Source organism: Streptomyces sp. NPDC002926, from assembly GCF_053591755.1.
In genome coordinates, this window is record NZ_JBSFUK010000001.1 from 251,403 (window position 1) to 268,616 (window position 17,214).

General features: G+C 69.3%; 16 protein-coding genes. 15 read left to right on the forward strand and 1 reads right to left on the reverse strand.

What is annotated here, in order from left to right; genetic code table 11:
- The first annotated feature begins 86 nt into the window (after positions 1 to 86).
- The 12 genes from rplU to ACWDZ6_RS01105 all read left to right on the forward strand — a co-directional run bounded on the left by rplU (position 87) and on the right by ACWDZ6_RS01105 (position 14,891).
- Positions 87 to 407, forward strand: a complete 321-nt coding sequence (gene rplU, locus ACWDZ6_RS01050; RefSeq protein ID WP_108148675.1) for a 50S ribosomal protein L21 — start codon at positions 87 to 89, stop codon at positions 405 to 407.
- Positions 408 to 421: 14 nt separating this feature from the next.
- Complete coding sequence (gene rpmA, locus ACWDZ6_RS01055) at positions 422 to 679, forward strand: 50S ribosomal protein L27 (protein ID WP_326649883.1); 258 nt, start codon at positions 422 to 424, stop codon at positions 677 to 679.
- 119 nt (positions 680 to 798) lie between these two features.
- On the forward strand, positions 799 to 2,235 hold the full coding sequence (obgE, locus tag ACWDZ6_RS01060; protein WP_366732939.1) for a GTPase ObgE: 1,437 nt from the start codon (positions 799 to 801) through the stop codon (positions 2,233 to 2,235).
- A gap of 153 nt (positions 2,236 to 2,388) precedes the next feature.
- On the forward strand, positions 2,389 to 4,464 hold the full coding sequence (locus tag ACWDZ6_RS01065) for a glycosyltransferase family 4 protein (protein WP_451501157.1): 2,076 nt from the start codon (positions 2,389 to 2,391) through the stop codon (positions 4,462 to 4,464).
- A 188-nt stretch (positions 4,465 to 4,652) separates the two neighbouring features.
- Entirely contained in the window at positions 4,653 to 6,152 is a 1,500-nt protein-coding gene (locus ACWDZ6_RS01070; RefSeq protein WP_451501158.1) for an SDR family NAD(P)-dependent oxidoreductase, read from the forward strand.
- A gap of 134 nt (positions 6,153 to 6,286) precedes the next feature.
- On the forward strand, positions 6,287 to 8,428 hold the full coding sequence (locus ACWDZ6_RS01075) for a hypothetical protein (RefSeq protein ID WP_451501159.1): 2,142 nt from the start codon (positions 6,287 to 6,289) through the stop codon (positions 8,426 to 8,428).
- A 140-nt stretch (positions 8,429 to 8,568) separates the two neighbouring features.
- On the forward strand, positions 8,569 to 9,624 hold the full coding sequence (locus ACWDZ6_RS01080) for a glycosyltransferase family 2 protein (RefSeq protein ID WP_451501160.1): 1,056 nt from the start codon (positions 8,569 to 8,571) through the stop codon (positions 9,622 to 9,624).
- Between the two features lie 133 nt (positions 9,625 to 9,757).
- Positions 9,758 to 10,885 carry a glutamate 5-kinase gene (gene proB, locus ACWDZ6_RS01085; protein WP_451501161.1) on the forward strand — a complete coding sequence of 376 codons (1,128 nt, stop codon included), beginning with the start codon at positions 9,758 to 9,760 and terminating at the stop codon, positions 10,883 to 10,885.
- Between the two features lie 132 nt (positions 10,886 to 11,017).
- Complete coding sequence (locus ACWDZ6_RS01090; protein WP_366732945.1) at positions 11,018 to 11,536, forward strand: hypothetical protein; 519 nt, start codon at positions 11,018 to 11,020, stop codon at positions 11,534 to 11,536.
- A 64-nt stretch (positions 11,537 to 11,600) separates the two neighbouring features.
- Positions 11,601 to 12,893: a glutamate-5-semialdehyde dehydrogenase gene (locus tag ACWDZ6_RS01095; protein ID WP_451501162.1), complete on the forward strand. Its 1,293-nt coding sequence runs from the start codon at positions 11,601 to 11,603 to the stop codon at positions 12,891 to 12,893.
- A gap of 223 nt (positions 12,894 to 13,116) precedes the next feature.
- Positions 13,117 to 13,725: an SCO2584 family spore wall biosynthesis protein gene (locus ACWDZ6_RS01100; RefSeq protein ID WP_366732947.1), complete on the forward strand. Its 609-nt coding sequence runs from the start codon at positions 13,117 to 13,119 to the stop codon at positions 13,723 to 13,725.
- Between the two features lie 89 nt (positions 13,726 to 13,814).
- Positions 13,815 to 14,891, forward strand: coding sequence for an SCO2583 family membrane protein (locus tag ACWDZ6_RS01105; RefSeq protein ID WP_366732948.1), 1,077 nt, complete (start codon positions 13,815 to 13,817; stop codon positions 14,889 to 14,891).
- On the opposite strand, the gene ACWDZ6_RS01110 is transcribed toward ACWDZ6_RS01105, so the two are convergent.
- Positions 14,876 to 16,006, reverse strand: a complete 1,131-nt coding sequence (locus ACWDZ6_RS01110) for a M48 family metallopeptidase (protein ID WP_451501163.1) — start codon at positions 16,004 to 16,006, stop codon at positions 14,876 to 14,878. The two genes, ACWDZ6_RS01105 and ACWDZ6_RS01110, sit on opposite strands and share 16 nt — an antisense overlap.
- 110 nt (positions 16,007 to 16,116) lie before the next feature.
- On the opposite strand from ACWDZ6_RS01110, the gene ACWDZ6_RS01115 reads away from it, so the two are divergent.
- From ACWDZ6_RS01115 to nadD, 3 genes are all read left to right on the forward strand, one after another.
- Positions 16,117 to 16,281, forward strand: coding sequence for a hypothetical protein (locus tag ACWDZ6_RS01115; RefSeq protein ID WP_389175930.1), 165 nt, complete (start codon positions 16,117 to 16,119; stop codon positions 16,279 to 16,281).
- A 108-nt stretch (positions 16,282 to 16,389) separates the two neighbouring features.
- Positions 16,390 to 16,551 carry a hypothetical protein gene (locus ACWDZ6_RS01120; RefSeq protein ID WP_326649869.1) on the forward strand — a complete coding sequence of 54 codons (162 nt, stop codon included), beginning with the start codon at positions 16,390 to 16,392 and terminating at the stop codon, positions 16,549 to 16,551.
- Positions 16,552 to 16,589: 38 nt separating this feature from the next.
- Positions 16,590 to 17,213 carry a nicotinate-nucleotide adenylyltransferase gene (gene nadD, locus ACWDZ6_RS01125; RefSeq protein ID WP_451501164.1) on the forward strand — a complete coding sequence of 208 codons (624 nt, stop codon included), beginning with the start codon at positions 16,590 to 16,592 and terminating at the stop codon, positions 17,211 to 17,213.
- The last annotated feature ends 1 nt before the right edge of the window (position 17,214 follow it).

Consider the following 17,214-nt stretch of genomic DNA (forward strand, 5'->3'; position numbering starts at 1 on the left):
CCGCTCATCCTTCCGGATCGCCGCAGGCTCAGGCCTGTGCGAGCGGCTGGCATCAGGGGATCCGTTCCGAGCGAAAGAGAGTCCGCGTGTACGCCATCGTGCGCAGCGGTGGTCGCCAGCACAAGGTTGCTGTCGACGACATCGTTGAGGTTGACAAGATTCCCACCGCCAAGGTTGGCGACACGGTCGAGCTCTCGACCCTGCTCGTTGTCGACGGCGACGCTGTGACCAGCGACCCGTGGGTGCTGGCCGGCATCAAGGTCACGGCCGAGGTCGTGGATCACCACAAGGGCGCGAAGATCGACATCCTTCGCTACAAGAACAAGACCGGCTACCGCCGTCGCCAGGGTCACCGTCAGCAGTACACGGCGATCAAGGTCACCGGTATCCCCGCGGCTGCGAAGTAAGGGACTGAGGAGACATGGCACACAAGAAGGGCGCATCGTCCACTCGGAACGGGCGCGATTCCAATGCTCAGCGGCTCGGCGTGAAGCGCTTCGGCGGTCAGGTCGTGCTCGCCGGTGAGATCCTGGTCCGCCAGCGCGGCACCCACTTCCACCCGGGTGCGGGCGTCGGTCGCGGTGGCGACGACACCCTGTTCGCGCTGAACGCCGGTGCGGTGCAGTTCGGCACCCACCGCGGCCGCAAGGTCGTGAACATCGTTCCGGTCGCCGAGTAATTCGGTCGCTGTAGAGCGGTTTTCTTCGTGAGGCGGACCTCGCTTCCCGGCATCGGGAAGCGGGTCCGCCTTTCGCTTGTTACTAGATAGACATTCGGTATGTAACTGGAGGAACACCCATGACCACCTTCGTGGACCGCGTCGAGCTGCATGTCGCCGCGGGTAACGGAGGCCACGGCTGCGCCTCCGTTCACCGGGAGAAGTTCAAGCCGCTCGGCGGCCCCGACGGCGGCAACGGCGGCCGTGGCGGTGACGTCATCCTGGTCGTCGACCAGTCGGTGACCACGCTGCTCGACTACCACCACAGCCCGCACCGCAAGGCCACCAACGGCCAGCCCGGCGCCGGTGACAACCGCTCCGGCAAGGACGGCCAGGACCTGGTCCTGCCCGTTCCGGACGGCACCGTTGTCATGGACAAGCAGGGCAATGTCCTCGCCGACCTGGTCGGTCAGGGCACCACCTTCATCGCTGGCCAGGGCGGCCGCGGCGGCCTCGGCAACGCCGCGCTGGCTTCCGCCCGCCGCAAGGCCCCCGGTTTCGCGCTGCTCGGTGAGCCGGGTGAAGCCCGTGACGTCGTCATGGAGCTCAAGACCGTCGCCGATGTGGCGCTGGTCGGCTACCCGAGCGCCGGCAAGTCGTCGCTGATCTCCGTGCTCAGCGCCGCCAAGCCGAAGATCGCGGACTACCCGTTCACGACGCTCGTACCGAACCTGGGCGTCGTCACCGCCGGCTCGACCGTCTACACCATCGCCGATGTCCCCGGCCTGATCCCGGGCGCCAGCCAGGGCAAGGGGCTCGGTCTGGAGTTCCTGCGCCATGTCGAGCGCTGCTCGGTGCTGGTGCACGTCCTGGACACCGCGACGCTCGAGTCCGACCGGGACCCGGTCTCCGACCTCGATGTGATCGAGGCCGAGCTCACGCAGTACGGCGGACTCGACAACCGGCCGCGGCTCGTCGTCCTCAACAAGATCGACATTCCGGACGGCCAGGACCTCGCGGACATGATCCGCCCGGAGCTCGAGGAGCGCGGCTACCAGGTCTTCGAGATCTCGGCGATCGCCCGCACCGGCCTCAAGGAACTCTCCTTCGCGCTCGCCGGCATCATCGCCGAGGCGCGTGCGGCCAAGCCGGCGGAGGAGGCGACCCGGATCGTCATCCGCCCGAAGGCCGTCGACGACACGGGCTTCACCGTCACCCAGGAGGAGGACGGCATCTTCCGGGTGCGCGGCGAGAAGCCCGAGCGCTGGGTGCGGCAGACCGACTTCAGCAACGACGAGGCCGTCGGTTACCTCGCGGACCGCCTCAACCGCCTCGGTGTGGAGAGCGAGTTGATGAAGGCCGGTGCCCGCAGCGGCGACGGCGTGGCCATCGGCCCCGAGGAGAACGCTGTCGTCTTCGACTGGGAGCCGACGATGATGGCGGGTGCGGAGATGCTCGGCCGTCGCGGCGAGGACCACCGTCTTGAGGCTCCGCGGCCTGCGGCGCAGCGTCGCCGGGACCGGGATGCGGAGCGGGACGAGTCCCAGCGTGAGTACGACGAGTTCGACCCCTTCTAGGAGCACCAGCACGGGGCGGCGCGGCGGGAGGCCGGGTCGCCCCGATGAGTCCGATCCGTATCCATGCGTGCGGCGGCGCAACCTCCTGCCCCCAATGACCGTCTTGTACGCGGGGGCGGGGCGAAGTGCCCCGGTACACGGAACGGAGCGTTGATGAAGATTTCCTTCCTCATCCACACCATTTACGGCATCGGCGGCACCATCCGCACCACGCTGAACCTTGCGGAGGAGCTTGCCGACCGGCATGAGGTAGAGATCGTCTCGGTCTTCCGGCACCGCGACAACCCGCTGTTCGCCATAGACCCCTGCGTCAGCGTCGTACCGCTCGTGGACACCCGTCCGTCCTCCCCGACGAACGAGATCAAGCACCCGCTCCAGCTGGAGCCCGCCGAGCGGTACCCGAGGACCGACGCCCGCTACAAGGAGTACAGCAAGCTCAGCGACGAGCGGGTGCGGGCCCACTACGCCGGGTCGGACGCGGATGTGATCATCGGGACCCGGCCCGGACTGGTCGCGTACGTCGCGCAGTTCGCGCCGGAGGGCGCCGTGCTCATCGGCCAGGAGCACATGACGCACAATCATCACAAGCCCGAGCTGCGCGCCGAGATGTACGACCACCTCGCCGGGCTCGACGCCTTCGTGACGGTCTCCGAGGGCGACGCGGCCTCCTACCGGGAGCAGATGCCGCTGCCCGGCACCCGCGTGCTCGCCATTCCGAACAGCGTGCCCGAGCCGATGGTCGCGCCTTCCGACACCTCGGGCACCACGGTGGTGGCGGCGGGACGGCTGGCTTCGGAGAAGCAGTACCAGGTACTCATCGAGGCCTTCGGCAAGGTCGCCGCCGTCCGGCCGGAGTGGACGCTGCGGATCTGCGGCTGGGGCAACCAGAAGGACCGGCTCCGCAGACGCATCGACGAACTGGGTCTGTACAACAGAGTCCATCTCATGGGCCCCCGCTCGCCCATCGAGCCGGAGTGGGTCAAGGGCGCGATCGCCGTATCCACCTCCCGCCACGAGTCGTTCGGCATGACGCTCGTGGAGGCCATGCGCTGTGGTCTGCCGGTGGTCAGCACCGACTGCGACTACGGACCGCGGGAGATCATCGACGACGGCGTGGACGGGCTGCTGGTCCCCGTCGGTGACGTCGACGCCATCGCCGAGGCCCTGCTGAGGCTCATCGACGACGAGGATCTGCGCCGGCGGATGGGTGCGGCCGCGCTGCGCAACGCACGGCGCTTCGACCCGGGCCCGGTCGCCAAGCAGTACGAGGAGCTGTTCGCCGAGCTCGGCGCGGCCACCGCCTCGCGCGGGGCTGCCCCGCGCACCGCCTCCGCGGCCGGGGGCGGCGGGGAGTTCGCTCCGGTCGCCGACTGCGTGGTGGGCCGGGACGGCGGGCTGGCCGTCACCCTGCTTCCCCGGAGCCCGCAGGGACAGAACGGCCCGTATCTGAGCCGGGGCACCGGACTGCGACTGGTCTGTACACATCAGGATGACTCGGTCGAGGAGCGGACCTTCGCGTTCGACGCCGGCGGCCGGGCGACCGTCCCGGCCGGTGCCGACTTCCCCGAGGGCGTCTGGACCTGCCATGTGGAGCGGCCCGGGGGCGAGCGGGTGGCGCTCGCGACCCGTGCCGTCGACCAGCGCGGCGCCATGCGGGCCGCGGACCGCGCGGTGGCCGGCGCGGCCGTCGGCCAGCTCGTCCCGTATGTGAGGCAGTCAGTGCTCTCTCTGCGCTCCTGGGCCAGACCGGTCCACGCGGAGGTCGGCGACATCCTGCTCGCCGACCGGAAGATCACCTTTTCCGGCCGGTTGCTGGGCAAGGGCGCCCTGGCCGACGACCCGGTGCTGCTGCTGCGCCGACGCGGCAAGGACCCGGTCGAGCTGACGTTCCCCGTCGGCCGGGAGGGAAGCGACGGCTTCCGGGTCACCGTTCCGTGCGCGGCGCCGGCAGCTCGCCGGTCTGCCCCGCACGATGTCTGGGACCTGTGGCTGCGGTACGCGTCCGACGCCGGTCCGGTCAGGCCGGGCCGGGTGCTCGACGATGTCGTGGAGAAGGGGTCGCTCGTCCCGTATCCCGGCATCGAGCTGTTGAAGAAGAGACCGTTCGCCGTGGTGCGTGCGGTGGCCCGCAAACTGCGGGGCAGGCCCCAGGAGCGGGTCACGGTCAAGGTCTTCTACAGTGCTGCCAACGATCTTGTACTGAGCGTTGTCGACAAGCCGATCAAGTAGCTGAGCGCATCATTGGCACATGTGGTGTCAGTCACCCCGCGGGTGGCGCGGGTCGCCGCCATCTCCCTGGCCACAGGGTGAACTTCCCCTTTCGCGGAGGTGTGGAGCTCTCGACGTCCGCCTTGCGGGACGGTCACGGAGAGTGCGACCATCGCCCCGTCCCCCACTCATCGCAAGGTAGGTCGTCTGTGTCTGTGCCGCACGAAGCCAAGCCCCGCACCACAGCAGTCGTGCTCGCCGGTGGTACCGGCCAGCGCGTCGGACTGGCAATTCCGAAGCAGCTGCTGAAGATCGCCGGCAAGGCCGTCATCGAGCACACGCTGTCGATCTTCGAGCAGGCCGAGTCGGTCGACGACGTGATTGTGCTGATGGCGCCGGGATTTGTGCCCGATGTGGAGAAGATCATCGCGAAGGCCGGGCTGACCAAGGTCAGCAAGGTCATCGAAGGCGGCGCGACCCGTAACGAGACCACCGAGCGCGCCATCGAGGCTCTCGGTGAGGGGCTCGCGGAGGGCGAGGACCGCAACGTCCTCTTCCATGACGCAGTGCGTCCGCTTTTGTCGCAGCGTGTGATCAAGGCCTGCGTCGACGCCCTCGACCGCTACCAGGCCGTCGATGTCGCCATCCCCTCCGCCGACACGATCATCGTGACCCGCACCCACGGCGGGGACGGCGAGTTCATCACCGACGTCCCGGACCGCTCCCGGCTGCGCCGTGGGCAGACGCCGCAGGGCTTCAAGCTCTCCACGATCCGCCGGGCGTACGAGATCGCCGCCGGCGACCCCAACTTCCAGGCCACCGACGACTGTTCAGTGGTGCTGAGGTATCTGCCGGACGTGCCGATCTATGTCGTCGCGGGCGACGAGTACAACATGAAGGTGACCCAGCCGGTCGACGTCTTCATCACGGACAAGCTCTTCCAGCTGGCTTCCACCGCGGCCCCGCGCCAGGCCGACGAGGCCGCCTACCGCGCGCTGCTGTCCGGCAAGACGCTGGTGGTCTTCGGCGGTTCGTACGGCATCGGCGCCGACATCGCGACGCTGGCCGGACAGTACGGCGCCAAGGTGTACGCGCTGGGCCGCTCCACCACGGGCACCCACGTCGAGAACCCGGAGCATGTGGACGACGCGCTCTCCAAGGCGTACTCCGAGACGGGCCGTATCGACTACGTCATCAACACCGCCGGCGTGCTGCGCATCGGCAAGCTGGCCGAGACGGACAACACCACCATCCAGGAGGCGTTGAACGTCAATTACCTGGCGCCGGTGCAGATTGCGCGAGCCTCGTACAAATACCTGGCGGAGACCAAGGGTCAACTGCTGCTCTACACCTCCTCCAGTTACACCCGCGGCCGCGCCGAATACAGCCTTTACTCCTCCACCAAGGCGGCCATGGTGAATCTCACCCAGGCCCTCTCGGACGAATGGGCGAGCGAGGGAATCCGGGTGAATTGCGTCAATCCGGAGCGCACGGCCACCCCGATGCGGACCAAGGCATTCGGCACGGAGCCGGAGGGCTCGCTGCTCTCCTCCGACGCTGTGGCGCGGTCCTCTCTGGACGTGCTGCTCTCCGAGCTGACCGGTCATGTCATCGATGTGCGGCAGCAGGATCCGACCCGCGAGGCGAGTGAGGCCTCGGACTTCGAGCAGGCCCTCGCCGCGGCCCTGGACCGCGAGGAAGATGTGTAATAATCCTCCATTAAATTACTTTTCGGGCCTCTGTTATCGCCTTGAGGCGAAAGCAGGGGCCCGAGTTCGTGAAGCCCCACCTTCACAATTCCCGCCAAATGTGAAACAACCGGCACCCTTGGAGCAGGTTCTTCGTGATTTCGACCGCCATTCGTCTGGCACGCGTAGGCAGCCTGTCGGAGCTGGCCGCGGCAGCTCTGATGGGACTCGGCTATCCGTGCGTCATGATCGCCGCGCTGATCCCGAACATCTGGTTCTTCGCGGCTGCCGGTGCCGTGACCTATGCGGCGGACTGGTATCTGCACCAGAAGGGCAGCTACCTGGTCAACCGCCTCAACAAGGTCCGGATCGGGCTGCCGATCCGCTTCCTGCTGCGTGAGCTGCTGCTTGTCCTGCTGCTCGCCCGGGAGAACATGGCGGAGACACCGCTCTTCTATGCCGCTGTCGCCTGCTTCCTGGTCTTCTACGGTCTGCAGGCGCCGCAGGGAGCCCTGGCGACCCTGATCCGGCTGCGCCGCACCATGCCGGTCGTCACCCGCAACGTCGACCTCCACGCCATACGCATCCCGGACGCCCCGCCGAAGGCGCTGCTGCGCCGCTCCGGCGAGAAGATGCTCCACCTCGACATCCCCGCCATGGCCGGTGTGGTGATCGCCGCCGGGACCGGCAAGGACGTCATCGGCTACGCGGGCATCGCCACGACCCTCGCTCTCGGACTGATCTACACGGCCGTCCTCGTGCCGTATCTGCGCCGCAAGCGCAGGGTGCCGGGCGCGCCCACCGTGCTCAAGGCCGTGAGCACCTGGCTGCGCGAGTACCGGCCGACCGTCGTGCTCTACTTCTCCGGCTCCGACGAGTCCGCGTACCAGGTCAACATGTGGCTGGAGACGATGGAGCGGGCCGAGGGCCGGCCGCTGATCCTCATGCGTGAGCGCAGCCTGGTGCCGAAGCTCGCCCCGACCTCCGTGCCGGTGATCTGCGTTCCCGGCGGCACGCATCTGATGAACCTCGACCTCTCCATGGTCCGCGTGACGCTGTACCCGGCCAACGTCGGCAAGAACATCCACATGCTGCGTGTCCCGACCATGAAGCACGTCTTCATCGGCCACGGCGACAGCGACAAGCTCGCCAGCGTCAACCCCTTCTCCAAGGTGTACGACGAGGTGTGGACCGCGGGCCGGGCGGGCCGCGACCGCTACGCGCTGGCCGACGTCGGCGTGCGCGACGACGACATCGTCGAGGTCGGACGCCCGCAGCTGGCCCCGATAGAGACCTGGACCGGCGCCCCGAAGAACGACATCCCGACCATCCTGTACGCCCCCACCTGGGAGGGCTGGGACGACAGCCCCGGCAACACCTCCCTGCTGCTGGCCGGCGAGAACATCGTCCGGCGGCTGCTGGAGGCGGAGAAGCCGGTCCGCGTCATCTACAAGCCGCACCCGTTCACCGGTATCCGCAACAAGAACGCCAAGGCCGTCCACGAGCGGATCACCGCGCTGGTGCAGGCCGCCGGCGCCGAGCGCGCCGCCGACCCGCGCTGGGCGAAGGAAGCAGCCGCCGCGCAGTCCGCCCAGGCCGCCGCACGGGCCGAGCTGACCCGTATCGAAGCCGCACTGGCCGTGGTGACCGCGCCGGGGCGCGCGGGCGGGGACGAGTCCGAGCAGTCGCGGGTCTCGCTCGCCGACCCGGTGCGCCTTGCCGAGATCAAGAAGCTGCGTGCCGAGTGGAACAACGCCTACTGGCGCTCCTTCGGCTGGTGGGAGCACAAGGTCGTCACCGGCGCCGAGCCGAAGCTGTACGACTGCTTCAACGAGGCCGACGGCATGGTCTCCGACATCTCCAGCGTGGTCTCGGACTTCATCGCGAGCGGCAAGCCGTATGCCGTCACCGACTCCGCCGAGCTGGGCATCGAGGAGTTCCAGCGGCAGAACACCGCCGTGCGGGCCGCGGTCATCCTCTCCAACGGCGCCGAGGAGCTCGGCGAGCTGCTGGACGCGGTGGCGGACCCGGCCGCCGACCGGCAGGCGGACGCCCGGCGTGAGCTCAAGGATTATCTGCTCGGCCCCGACGAGCCGACCTCGAGCGAGCGGTTCAACGCGGCGGTACGGGTGCTGACGGACAAGGCCGAGGAGCGCAACGTGGCTGTGGAGCAGCGCATCGGCGGACAGTTCCTGGGCGAGCTCGACCGGGAGTCCGACGCCGGCGGCGAGCAGCTGGTCGGCGGCGAGGCCAATGGTGTCGAGCCCAACGGAGCCGAGGCCCCGGTAGCGCGCTGACACTGCCGCATCTCTTTTCACGGCCCGGAAAACCGCCCGCGAAGGCGAGTTTCCGGGCCGTGTCGCGTCCGACACGCGTGTGACACATGAGACGGGCACCCTGGCGCGACGTTCCACCGCGTAAGACTGTCGGAGTGTCCATGTGCGATGTCAGCGTGATCATCGGGGCCTATGAGGCCATGCCGTATCTGGTGCGCTGTCTGGAGTCGGTGGAGACGCAGACCATCGGCGCCGACCGGATCGAGATCGTGGCTGTCGACGACGGCTCCACCGACGGTACGGGGGAGTATCTGGAGGAGTTCGCGGCCGCGAGCAAGATCCGGACGCGGGTATTGCGGCAGGCCAACTCCGGTGGCCCCGGCGGACCGCGCAATGTCGGCCTTTCGCTGGCCCGTGGGCGCTATGTGTTCTTCCTCGACGCGGACGACTACCTCGGCGAAGAGGCACTGGAGCGACTGGTGGCGATGGCCGACCGCGCCGGAACGGATGTGGTGCTCGGCAGGGTCGAGGGAGTCAACCGCAACGCCGCCAAGTCGATGTGGGACCAGAACCTCGAGCACGCCGACATCCATACCTCCAACGTGAAGTTCACACTGAGCGCGCAGAAGCTGTTCCGGCGCGAGCTGCTCGCACGACTGGACATGCGCTTCGACGAGACCATGCGGACCGGCGAGGACGCGCTGTTCACGATGGAGGCGTACCTGCGGGGCGACGGCGTCTCCGTCGTCGCCGACTACACCTGCTACTACCTGGTGGGCCGGGACGACGGCAAACATGTGACCAAGAGCGGGAGTTACACACTGCGCTTCGACTCGGCGCGACGGCTGATGGAGCTCATCGCCGCCCACGAACCGCCGGGCGCACGGCGCGACCAGCTGATGATCAGGCCGTTCGCGGTGACGCTGCTGCCGCAGTTCGGCCCCGTCGTGCTGAGGCAGAGCGAGGAGATCCTGCACCACAAGATGGAGCTGGCCGCGCCCTTGATGGAGGCGTACTGGACGCCGGGAGTGGCGCGGCGGCTGGGCGCCAGGGACCGGCAGCGGCTCACGTGTGTCGGCGAGGGGCGGCCGGATCTGCTGAAGGAGGCGCTGCTCGCGCCCGGCGCGCCGCGGAAGGTGTCCTTCGCCAGGCGGGTGGTGCGGCGGCTGCGCCGGGAGGTACGACGACGACGGCCCGGGACCCGCACGGCGGCGTAGCGCCGTACTCCTCCGCCTCAGCGCTGGTGGCGTGGTCGGCGGCCGGCCACTCTGCCCCTCGGCCCTCGGCCGTGCTGTCCAGCGAATGAAATGACCGAGCACCCACCACCTGCCCTGACATAGGTTCGGGCCTGTGACAGTGGCAAGACAGCAGGTAACACAGGCCCGCAGGATCGTCGTCAAGGTCGGCTCGTCCTCCCTGACCACAGCCGCGGGCGGACTCGACGCCGACCGCGTCGACGCGCTCGTCGACGTGCTCGCCAAGGTCCGCAGCGGCGGCGAGAGGGAGATAGTGCTGGTCTCCTCCGGTGCCATCGCCGCGGGCCTCGCACCGCTGGGCCTGGCCCGCCGGCCCAAGGACCTCGCCCGCCAGCAGGCGGCCGCCAGCGTCGGCCAGGGCCTGCTGGTCGCCCGCTACACCGCCTCCTTCGCGCGCTACGGCGTACGCGTCGGCCAGGTGCTCCTCACCACCGACGACACCAGCCGCCGCGCCCACTACCGCAACGCCTACCGCACCCTGGACCAGCTGCTCGCCATGGGCGCCGTCCCCGTCGTCAACGAGAACGACACCGTCGCGACGGACGAGATCCGCTTCGGCGACAACGACCGTCTCGCCGCGCTCGTCGCCCACCTCGTACGCGCCGATCTGCTGGTCCTCCTCTCGGACGTCGACGGGCTGTATGACGGGGACCCCTCCCGGCCCGGCACCTCGCGGATCGAGGAGGTACGCGGCCCGGCCGACATCGCACACGTGCAGATCGGCAGCACGGGCAAGGCCGGCGTCGGCACCGGCGGCATGGTCACCAAGGTCGAGGCCGCCAGGATCGCGGCGGCCGCCGGGGTCCCCGTCGTCCTCACCTCCGCCAGCCGCGCCGCCGACGCCCTCGCGGGTCGTGCCACCGGCACGTACTTCCACAGCACCGGACGCCGCTCCGCCGACCGGCTCCTCTGGCTCGCGCATGCATCCACCCCGCAGGGCGCGCTGATTCTGGACGACGGTGCGGTACGGGCCGTGGTGCACGGCAAGAAGTCGCTCCTGGCGGCCGGGATCGCCGCGGTCGAGGGCGAATTCAGCGCAGGCGATCCGGTCGAGCTGCGCGACACCGCGGGCCACGCCGTGGCCCGCGGGCTCGTCAACTTCGACGCGAAGGAGATCCCGCAGCTGCTCGGCCGCTCCACCCGGGAGCTGGCGCAGGAACTGGGCCCGGCGTACGAGCGTGAGGTCGTACACAGAGACGATCTGGTCGTCCTCCACCCCTGAAACGGCTGAAAGACCGGCCATCTCGCAGAGACCTTTACCAAAACCGCCCCGCGTTCCGCCCGGGACTGGTCAACTTTGTTGCGGGGGTATGGCGGGGTACAGCAGGACGACACATGCAACAGGAGGCCGCCGGTGAGACGAGCGCGCCCAGGGGATGTGCCCCGCGGGACGGGGGGCATCCCTCATGCCCGTAGGGCCGTGGGCGAGGAACGAGCCCTGACCAGCGTCGGAGCGGGCGCCGACTTCGGCGACGCCGAGGAGGATCAGAAGACGGGGGCGGGAACGGACACGTACGGCGAGGGGCATGTGCTGTCCAAGCTGTGGCACATCACGCTCAGCGTCTCCGGCTCCGAAGCCCCGCTGCAGGAGGTCAGGCGCGGCCTTGAGCAGCTCGCGCACGACCATCCCTTCCTGCTGACCAGCCGGTACGCCAACGACCACGCGGAGATCCGCTACTGGGAAGAGGCGCGTGACCTGCACGACGCCGCGGCGGTGGCGCTGCGGCTGTGGGGCGAGCACCGATCGAGCGCCCGGCTGCCGCCGTGGGAGATCGTGGGCCTGGAGGTCATCGACCGCCAGACGTACCACCAGCGCATCGCGGAGGGCTACGGCCCGCCGCCCGCCGCCCCGGTGGGCGTGCACCCCTTCTGAGGCTTCTGTCTCGCAGGGCGGGATACGTGAGGGACGCCCGCGGGGCGCGCACTACCCTGCGGGTATGACGACGTTCTCGCCGCTTTCGCCGTACGACAACCTCTCCCCGGTCGCACGGGCCGCCTACCGGGCCCGGGGCGCTGCCGCCGACATCGCGCCGCTGCCGCGGTCGGCCAAGGACGACGCCCTGCTGGCGATCGCGGACGCGCTCGAGGTCCGTACCAGCGAGATCGTCGCGGCCAATGCCGAGGACATCGCGCGCGCCAGGGAGGCGGGCACCAGCGAGTCGATCATCGACCGCCTCACCCTGACCCCGGAGCGGGTACGGGCCATCGCCGCCGACGTACGGGACGTGGCCGCGCTGCCGGACCCGGTCGGCGAGGTGGTGCGCGGCTCGACCCTGCCCAACGGCATCGATCTGCGCCAGGTGCGCGTGCCTCTCGGCGTCGTCGGGATCATCTACGAGGCCCGTCCGAACGTCACCGTGGACGCCGCCGCGCTCTGTCTGAAGTCCGGCAACGCGGTCCTGCTGCGCGGCTCCTCCTCCGCGTACTCCTCCAACACCGCCCTGGTGAAGGTCCTGCGGGACGCGGTCGGCGGCTCCGGTCTGCCAGCCGACGCCGTACAGCTCGTGCCCGGTGAAAGCCGGGAATCCGTACGGGAGTTGATGCGCGCCCGCGGTCTGGTCGACGTACTGATCCCGCGCGGCGGAGCCGCCCTGATCCGTACGGTCGTCGAGGAGTCGATCGTCCCGGTCATCGAGACCGGCACCGGCAACTGCCATGTGTACGTGGACGCCGAAACCGACCTCGACATGGCCGTCGACATCCTGATCAACTCCAAGGCGAGCCGGCCGAGCGTCTGCAACTCGGCCGAGACGCTCCTGGTCCACCAGGACATCGCCGCCGACTTCCTGCCGCGCGCCCTGGACGCGCTCGCCGAGGCCGGAGTGACCGTGCACGGCGACGAGCGCGTGCTGGAGTACGCCGACGCCACCAAGGCCACGGTCGTGGCGGCCACGGCCGAGGACTGGGAGACGGAGTACCTCTCGTACGACATCGCCGCCGCCGTCGTGGACTCGCTGGACGCGGCCGTCGCCCACATCCGGCTCTGGTCCTCCGGGCACACCGAGGCGATCGTGACCACGTCGCAGGCCGCCGCCCGCCGTTTCACCCAATTGGTGGATTCCGCGACGGTCGCGGTGAACGCGTCCACGCGCTTCACGGACGGGGGCCAGTTCGGATTCGGCGCCGAGATCGGAATCTCCACGCAGAAGCTGCACGCCCGCGGGCCCATGGGCCTGCCGGAGCTGACCTCGACGAAGTACATCGTGACAGGAGACGGTCACACTCGGTAGCCGGTAGCCGGTAGCCGGTAGCCGGTAGCCGGTAGCCGGTAGCCGGTAGCCGGTAGCCGGTAGCCGGTAGCCGGTAGCCGGACGTGGGCCGGGGGCGTGGTGGACCCCGGGGTTTCACCGGTACCTCGCGGCACGCACGGTTTCAGACGGGTGAAGGTCATCGGGGCAGGCAGACTTCGGACTCTGTCTGCCGAAACCGACCGGCCAGGTCTACTCTGAATACGTGCCGGACGACGTGGGGGGCAAGCCGTTCCCGGACGGCTGGGAGCCCGACGACGACCGCGGGGGCGCGGACGAGGACTTCGCCACCGTGGTGTTCGACGAGGACTTCGTACGGGCCGCCGAGATTCATGAACCGACCGCCGTCGAGCGACTCCTGGCCGCCGCGCAGGCGCGTGCCGAGGCCGAGGCCGCACGCGGCGGATACGGCGGTGGAGCGGCCGACGACGAGTTCTACGACGACGGCTACGGCCCAGGCGGCGAATACGGCCGCGAACGGGCGTACGACGACGATGACGAGGCCGCCGACGGCGAGCACGGGCCCTACGGACGGCACGGCGGCGCCCTGCGCCCCTACCGCGGCAGCGCCCGCTGGCACCGCCCGGTGGCCTGGATCCTGGCCCTGCTGATGGGTATCGGGATGGTCGCCCTCGCCTTCACCGCGGTGTACCGAGGGGCTGCCGGCAACCGCCAGGACCGGGTGCCGGCGCCCGCCACGACCGGCGTCGACTCCACACCGTCGAGCAGCTCCGCCACCGGCCGGGTCACAGGGCCCTCCGCCTCCGCGGAGTACACGGCGCCGCCTGTTTCCGCCGATCCACGCACCCCCTGAACAGCCACTGAACGACTGCGTGGGAACTCGTCAGAGTTTGTCGCGCACCAGCGCGTTTATCGTGGCCCTGCCAGACCTACCCTGAAAGTATGGCTGGGCGCGGAGACCCGCCTGAGGGGACACCCGAGGGACTCCCCGGCGGTGGTGAGGACGAGTACCGATCCGTCGTCTTCGACGAATCGTTCGTCCGGGCTGCCCGGCTGCAGGAATTCTCCGCGCAGGAGCGGATGGGCGAGCACGCGCGGGCCGTACGCAGCCTCCCCGCCTGGGGCCGCAGACGCGGCGCGAGGCAGGTCCTGATGCTCATCCTGCTGGTCGCGATGGCCTTCGGAACCGCGATCTACCTCGGCGTCCGTCACCCCTACCAGGTTCCGCAGGCCAAAGACGCGGCGCCGCTGCGCATCACGATGATCCCGCTCTCGCCGCAGGGCCCGGTCCCGGGCGGCACCCCCGCCGATCTCTATGCGCACAGCCCCGCCGCGCAGTTCCGCGTCGGCGCGTCGGGCATCACGCTTCCCGGCGCCCGGCGCACCAAGAACTTCTCGGAGGACCAGGTACTGACCGCGCTGACCACGGCCAAGGACTACCTCGTCGAGTCCTCGCTCGACCCCGATGTGCTCACCGGCGGTGCAGTGCGGCCCGTGCGGCTGCTGCTCGACCCGGCCCAGCTTGAGCAGTTCGACCAGAGCATCTCCTCCCCGGCCGGCGACGGCCGCCATGCCGCCACCGGCTGGCTGGTGCGCTACGACCCCGCGAAGGTCGCGCTGGCCGACCCCCATGTGCGGGTGCAGGGCACGCTGACCGTCGCCGAGGCGGGGCCCGACGCCCTGGAGGTGACGTCGGACCACACCTTCGCCTATGCCCTGCGGCCGGTCGGCGTGAGCGGCCCACGGGCCAACGAGGCCTCGTTGTTCACCGTCCGCCGTGAACTGCACTTCCGCTTCGACCGCGAGGACCTGCGCCAGCACCGGGTCGAGCTGCTGGTCAGCTATGTCCAGGCCGGACCGCAGGCCTGCTCCGCCGACGCGTCCGGCACCCTGCGCCCGCTGCTCGCCGGCCAGCGGGCGAGCGCGGACGGTCCGGCGGGCACCGATCCGTATGCGACGGGCCAGGCCACCGCGGCGCTCTGCGGGGCGCTGGCGCCCCGGGCTCAGCCCTTGCCCTGACCGCTCTCATCGCTGTCGTCGTCGTTCGCAGGACCGCTGCCGCTGCCCTTGCCGCCGTCGCTCCCGCCCGAGCTCCCACCACTGGCGCTGCCGCCTCCGCCCGTGAACTTGCCCCGTAGCTTGCCGCCCAGGTCGCCCGCGCCGCCGGCTATGTCACCGACCAGCTTCAGCAGGGGATCCTTGCTGGTGCGGACCGTGTCGGCGTAGTGCGAGGCGGACTGGCGGAAGGAGTCCGACACCGAGGTGTCACCGTCCTCCGTGCGCCGCGGGTAGTGACCGTCCATGATCCGCTGGTAGTCGCGGCTCGCGGCCCACTTCTTCAGCTCGGCGGCGCGCACCGTGGTGAACGGGTGCGAGCGGGGGAGCAGATTCAGAATCTTCAGCACGGAGTCGCGCAGATCGCCGCCCGCCTCGTACTCCTCGGCCTGCTGCAGAAACGCGTCGACATTCATCTCGTGCAGATGATTGCCCCCGGCGATCTTCATCAGGCCGCGCATCGACGCCTGAAGGTCCTGGCCGACCAGCAGCCCGGCGCGGTCCGCCGAGAGCTCCGACTTGCGGAACCACTCGCGCAGCGCGGTGACGATCGCCATGATCGCGACGTTGCCGAGCGGGATCCAGGCGATCTTCAGCGCCAGGCCGGTGAGGAACAGCAGGATCGTGCGGTAGACGGAGTGGCCGGAGAGGGCGTGGCCCACCTCGTGTCCGACGACGGCCCGCATCTCCTCCTCGTCGAGCAGCTCCACCAGGCCGGTGGTGACCACGATGATCGGCTCGTCCAGGCCGATGCACATGGCATTGGGCCGTGGGTCCTGCGTGACGTACATCGCCGGGACCTTCTCCAGATCCAGGATGTAACAGGCGTCCCGCAGCATGCTGTTGAGGTGCATGAACTGCGCGTCGCTCACTCGCACCGAGTCGGAGAGGAAGAGCAGTCGCAGGCTGCGCTCGGGCAGCAGTCCGCTGAGCGCCTTGAAGACGGTGTCGAAGCCGCTGAGCTTGCGCAGGGCGACCAACGCCGAGCGGTCCGCGGGATGTTCGTACGCTCGTGAGGAGATGCCCGGGAAGCGCTTGCGCTGCCTGCTCGGAACACTCTCGTGATTGCTTTCGGCCATCAATGCCCCCTGTTTGCGCGAGTCCCTGCTCGTCCCCCTGACGGCCCCCAGCGTAGGTGCTGGGGCTACGGTGTGGCGGGGGCTGTGGATAACTGAGGAGTACATCAGACATGCCGGAGACCGCCGCACTGCTCGCCGCCGTAACCGAGCAGCAGGGACTGGGCAGCACACTGCGCATCCTGCTGATCTCCTCGATCGCCGGAGCGGCTCTGCTCGCCTGGTTCCTGCTGCGCGGCTACCGAGGAAACGGCAGCGACGAAAACCACAACGACTGAGTCGGCGTGAGCGTGCCCGGGCAGCCCGCATACGATGTGCGCGAAGTCTCTCCGCTCCGATTCCCGAGCTCCGGCTCCCGGACTCCCGATCGATAGGTTCCGCTGACGATGAGCCTCACCAGCACCGCCGCCAACCTGGTCACTCTTGCCGAGGGCGCCGAGCACGGTGGCAACCACCCAAGCCTCAGCCCCTACCTCACCGGTGGCGGCGCGCTCTTCGCGCTGCTCCTGCTGCTGTGGATCACCACGCGCTTCAACCGCGACCGCTGAGTCGGGGCCGGACCGTCGTGCCAGTAGGCTCTGCACGCATGGGAGAGCAGGAAGTGCCTACCGGTTCCGGTTCCGGGAAGCGCCGAATCGGCGTGATGGGCGGGACGTTCGACCCGATCCACCATGGACACCTGGTGGCCGCCAGCGAGGTGGCCGCCCTGTTCCACCTCGACGAGGTGGTGTTCGTACCGACCGGGCAGCCGTGGCAGAAGAGCCACAAGGTGGTGTCCCCGGCCGAGGACCGCTATCTGATGACGGTCATCGCCACGGCGTCCAACCCGCAGTTCTCGGTGAGCCGCATCGACATCGACCGCGGCGGGCCGACTTACACGAACGACACGCTGCGGGAGTTGCGGGCCCTCAACAGCAACGCGGATCTTTTCTTCATCACGGGAGCCGACGCGCTCTCCCAGATCCTCGGCTGGCGGGACGCGAAAGAACTGTTCTCACTCGCCCATTTCATCGGTGTGACCAGGCCGGGGCACGACCTGACGGACGACGGGCTGCCCGAGGGCGGTGTCTCTCTGGTGGAGGTTCCGGCGCTGGCCATCTCGTCGACCGACTGCCGGGCTAGGGTCGCCAACGGGGACCCGGTCTGGTACCTGGTGCCGGACGGTGTGGTGCGCTACATCGACAAGCGCCAGTTGTACCGCGGCGAGTGAG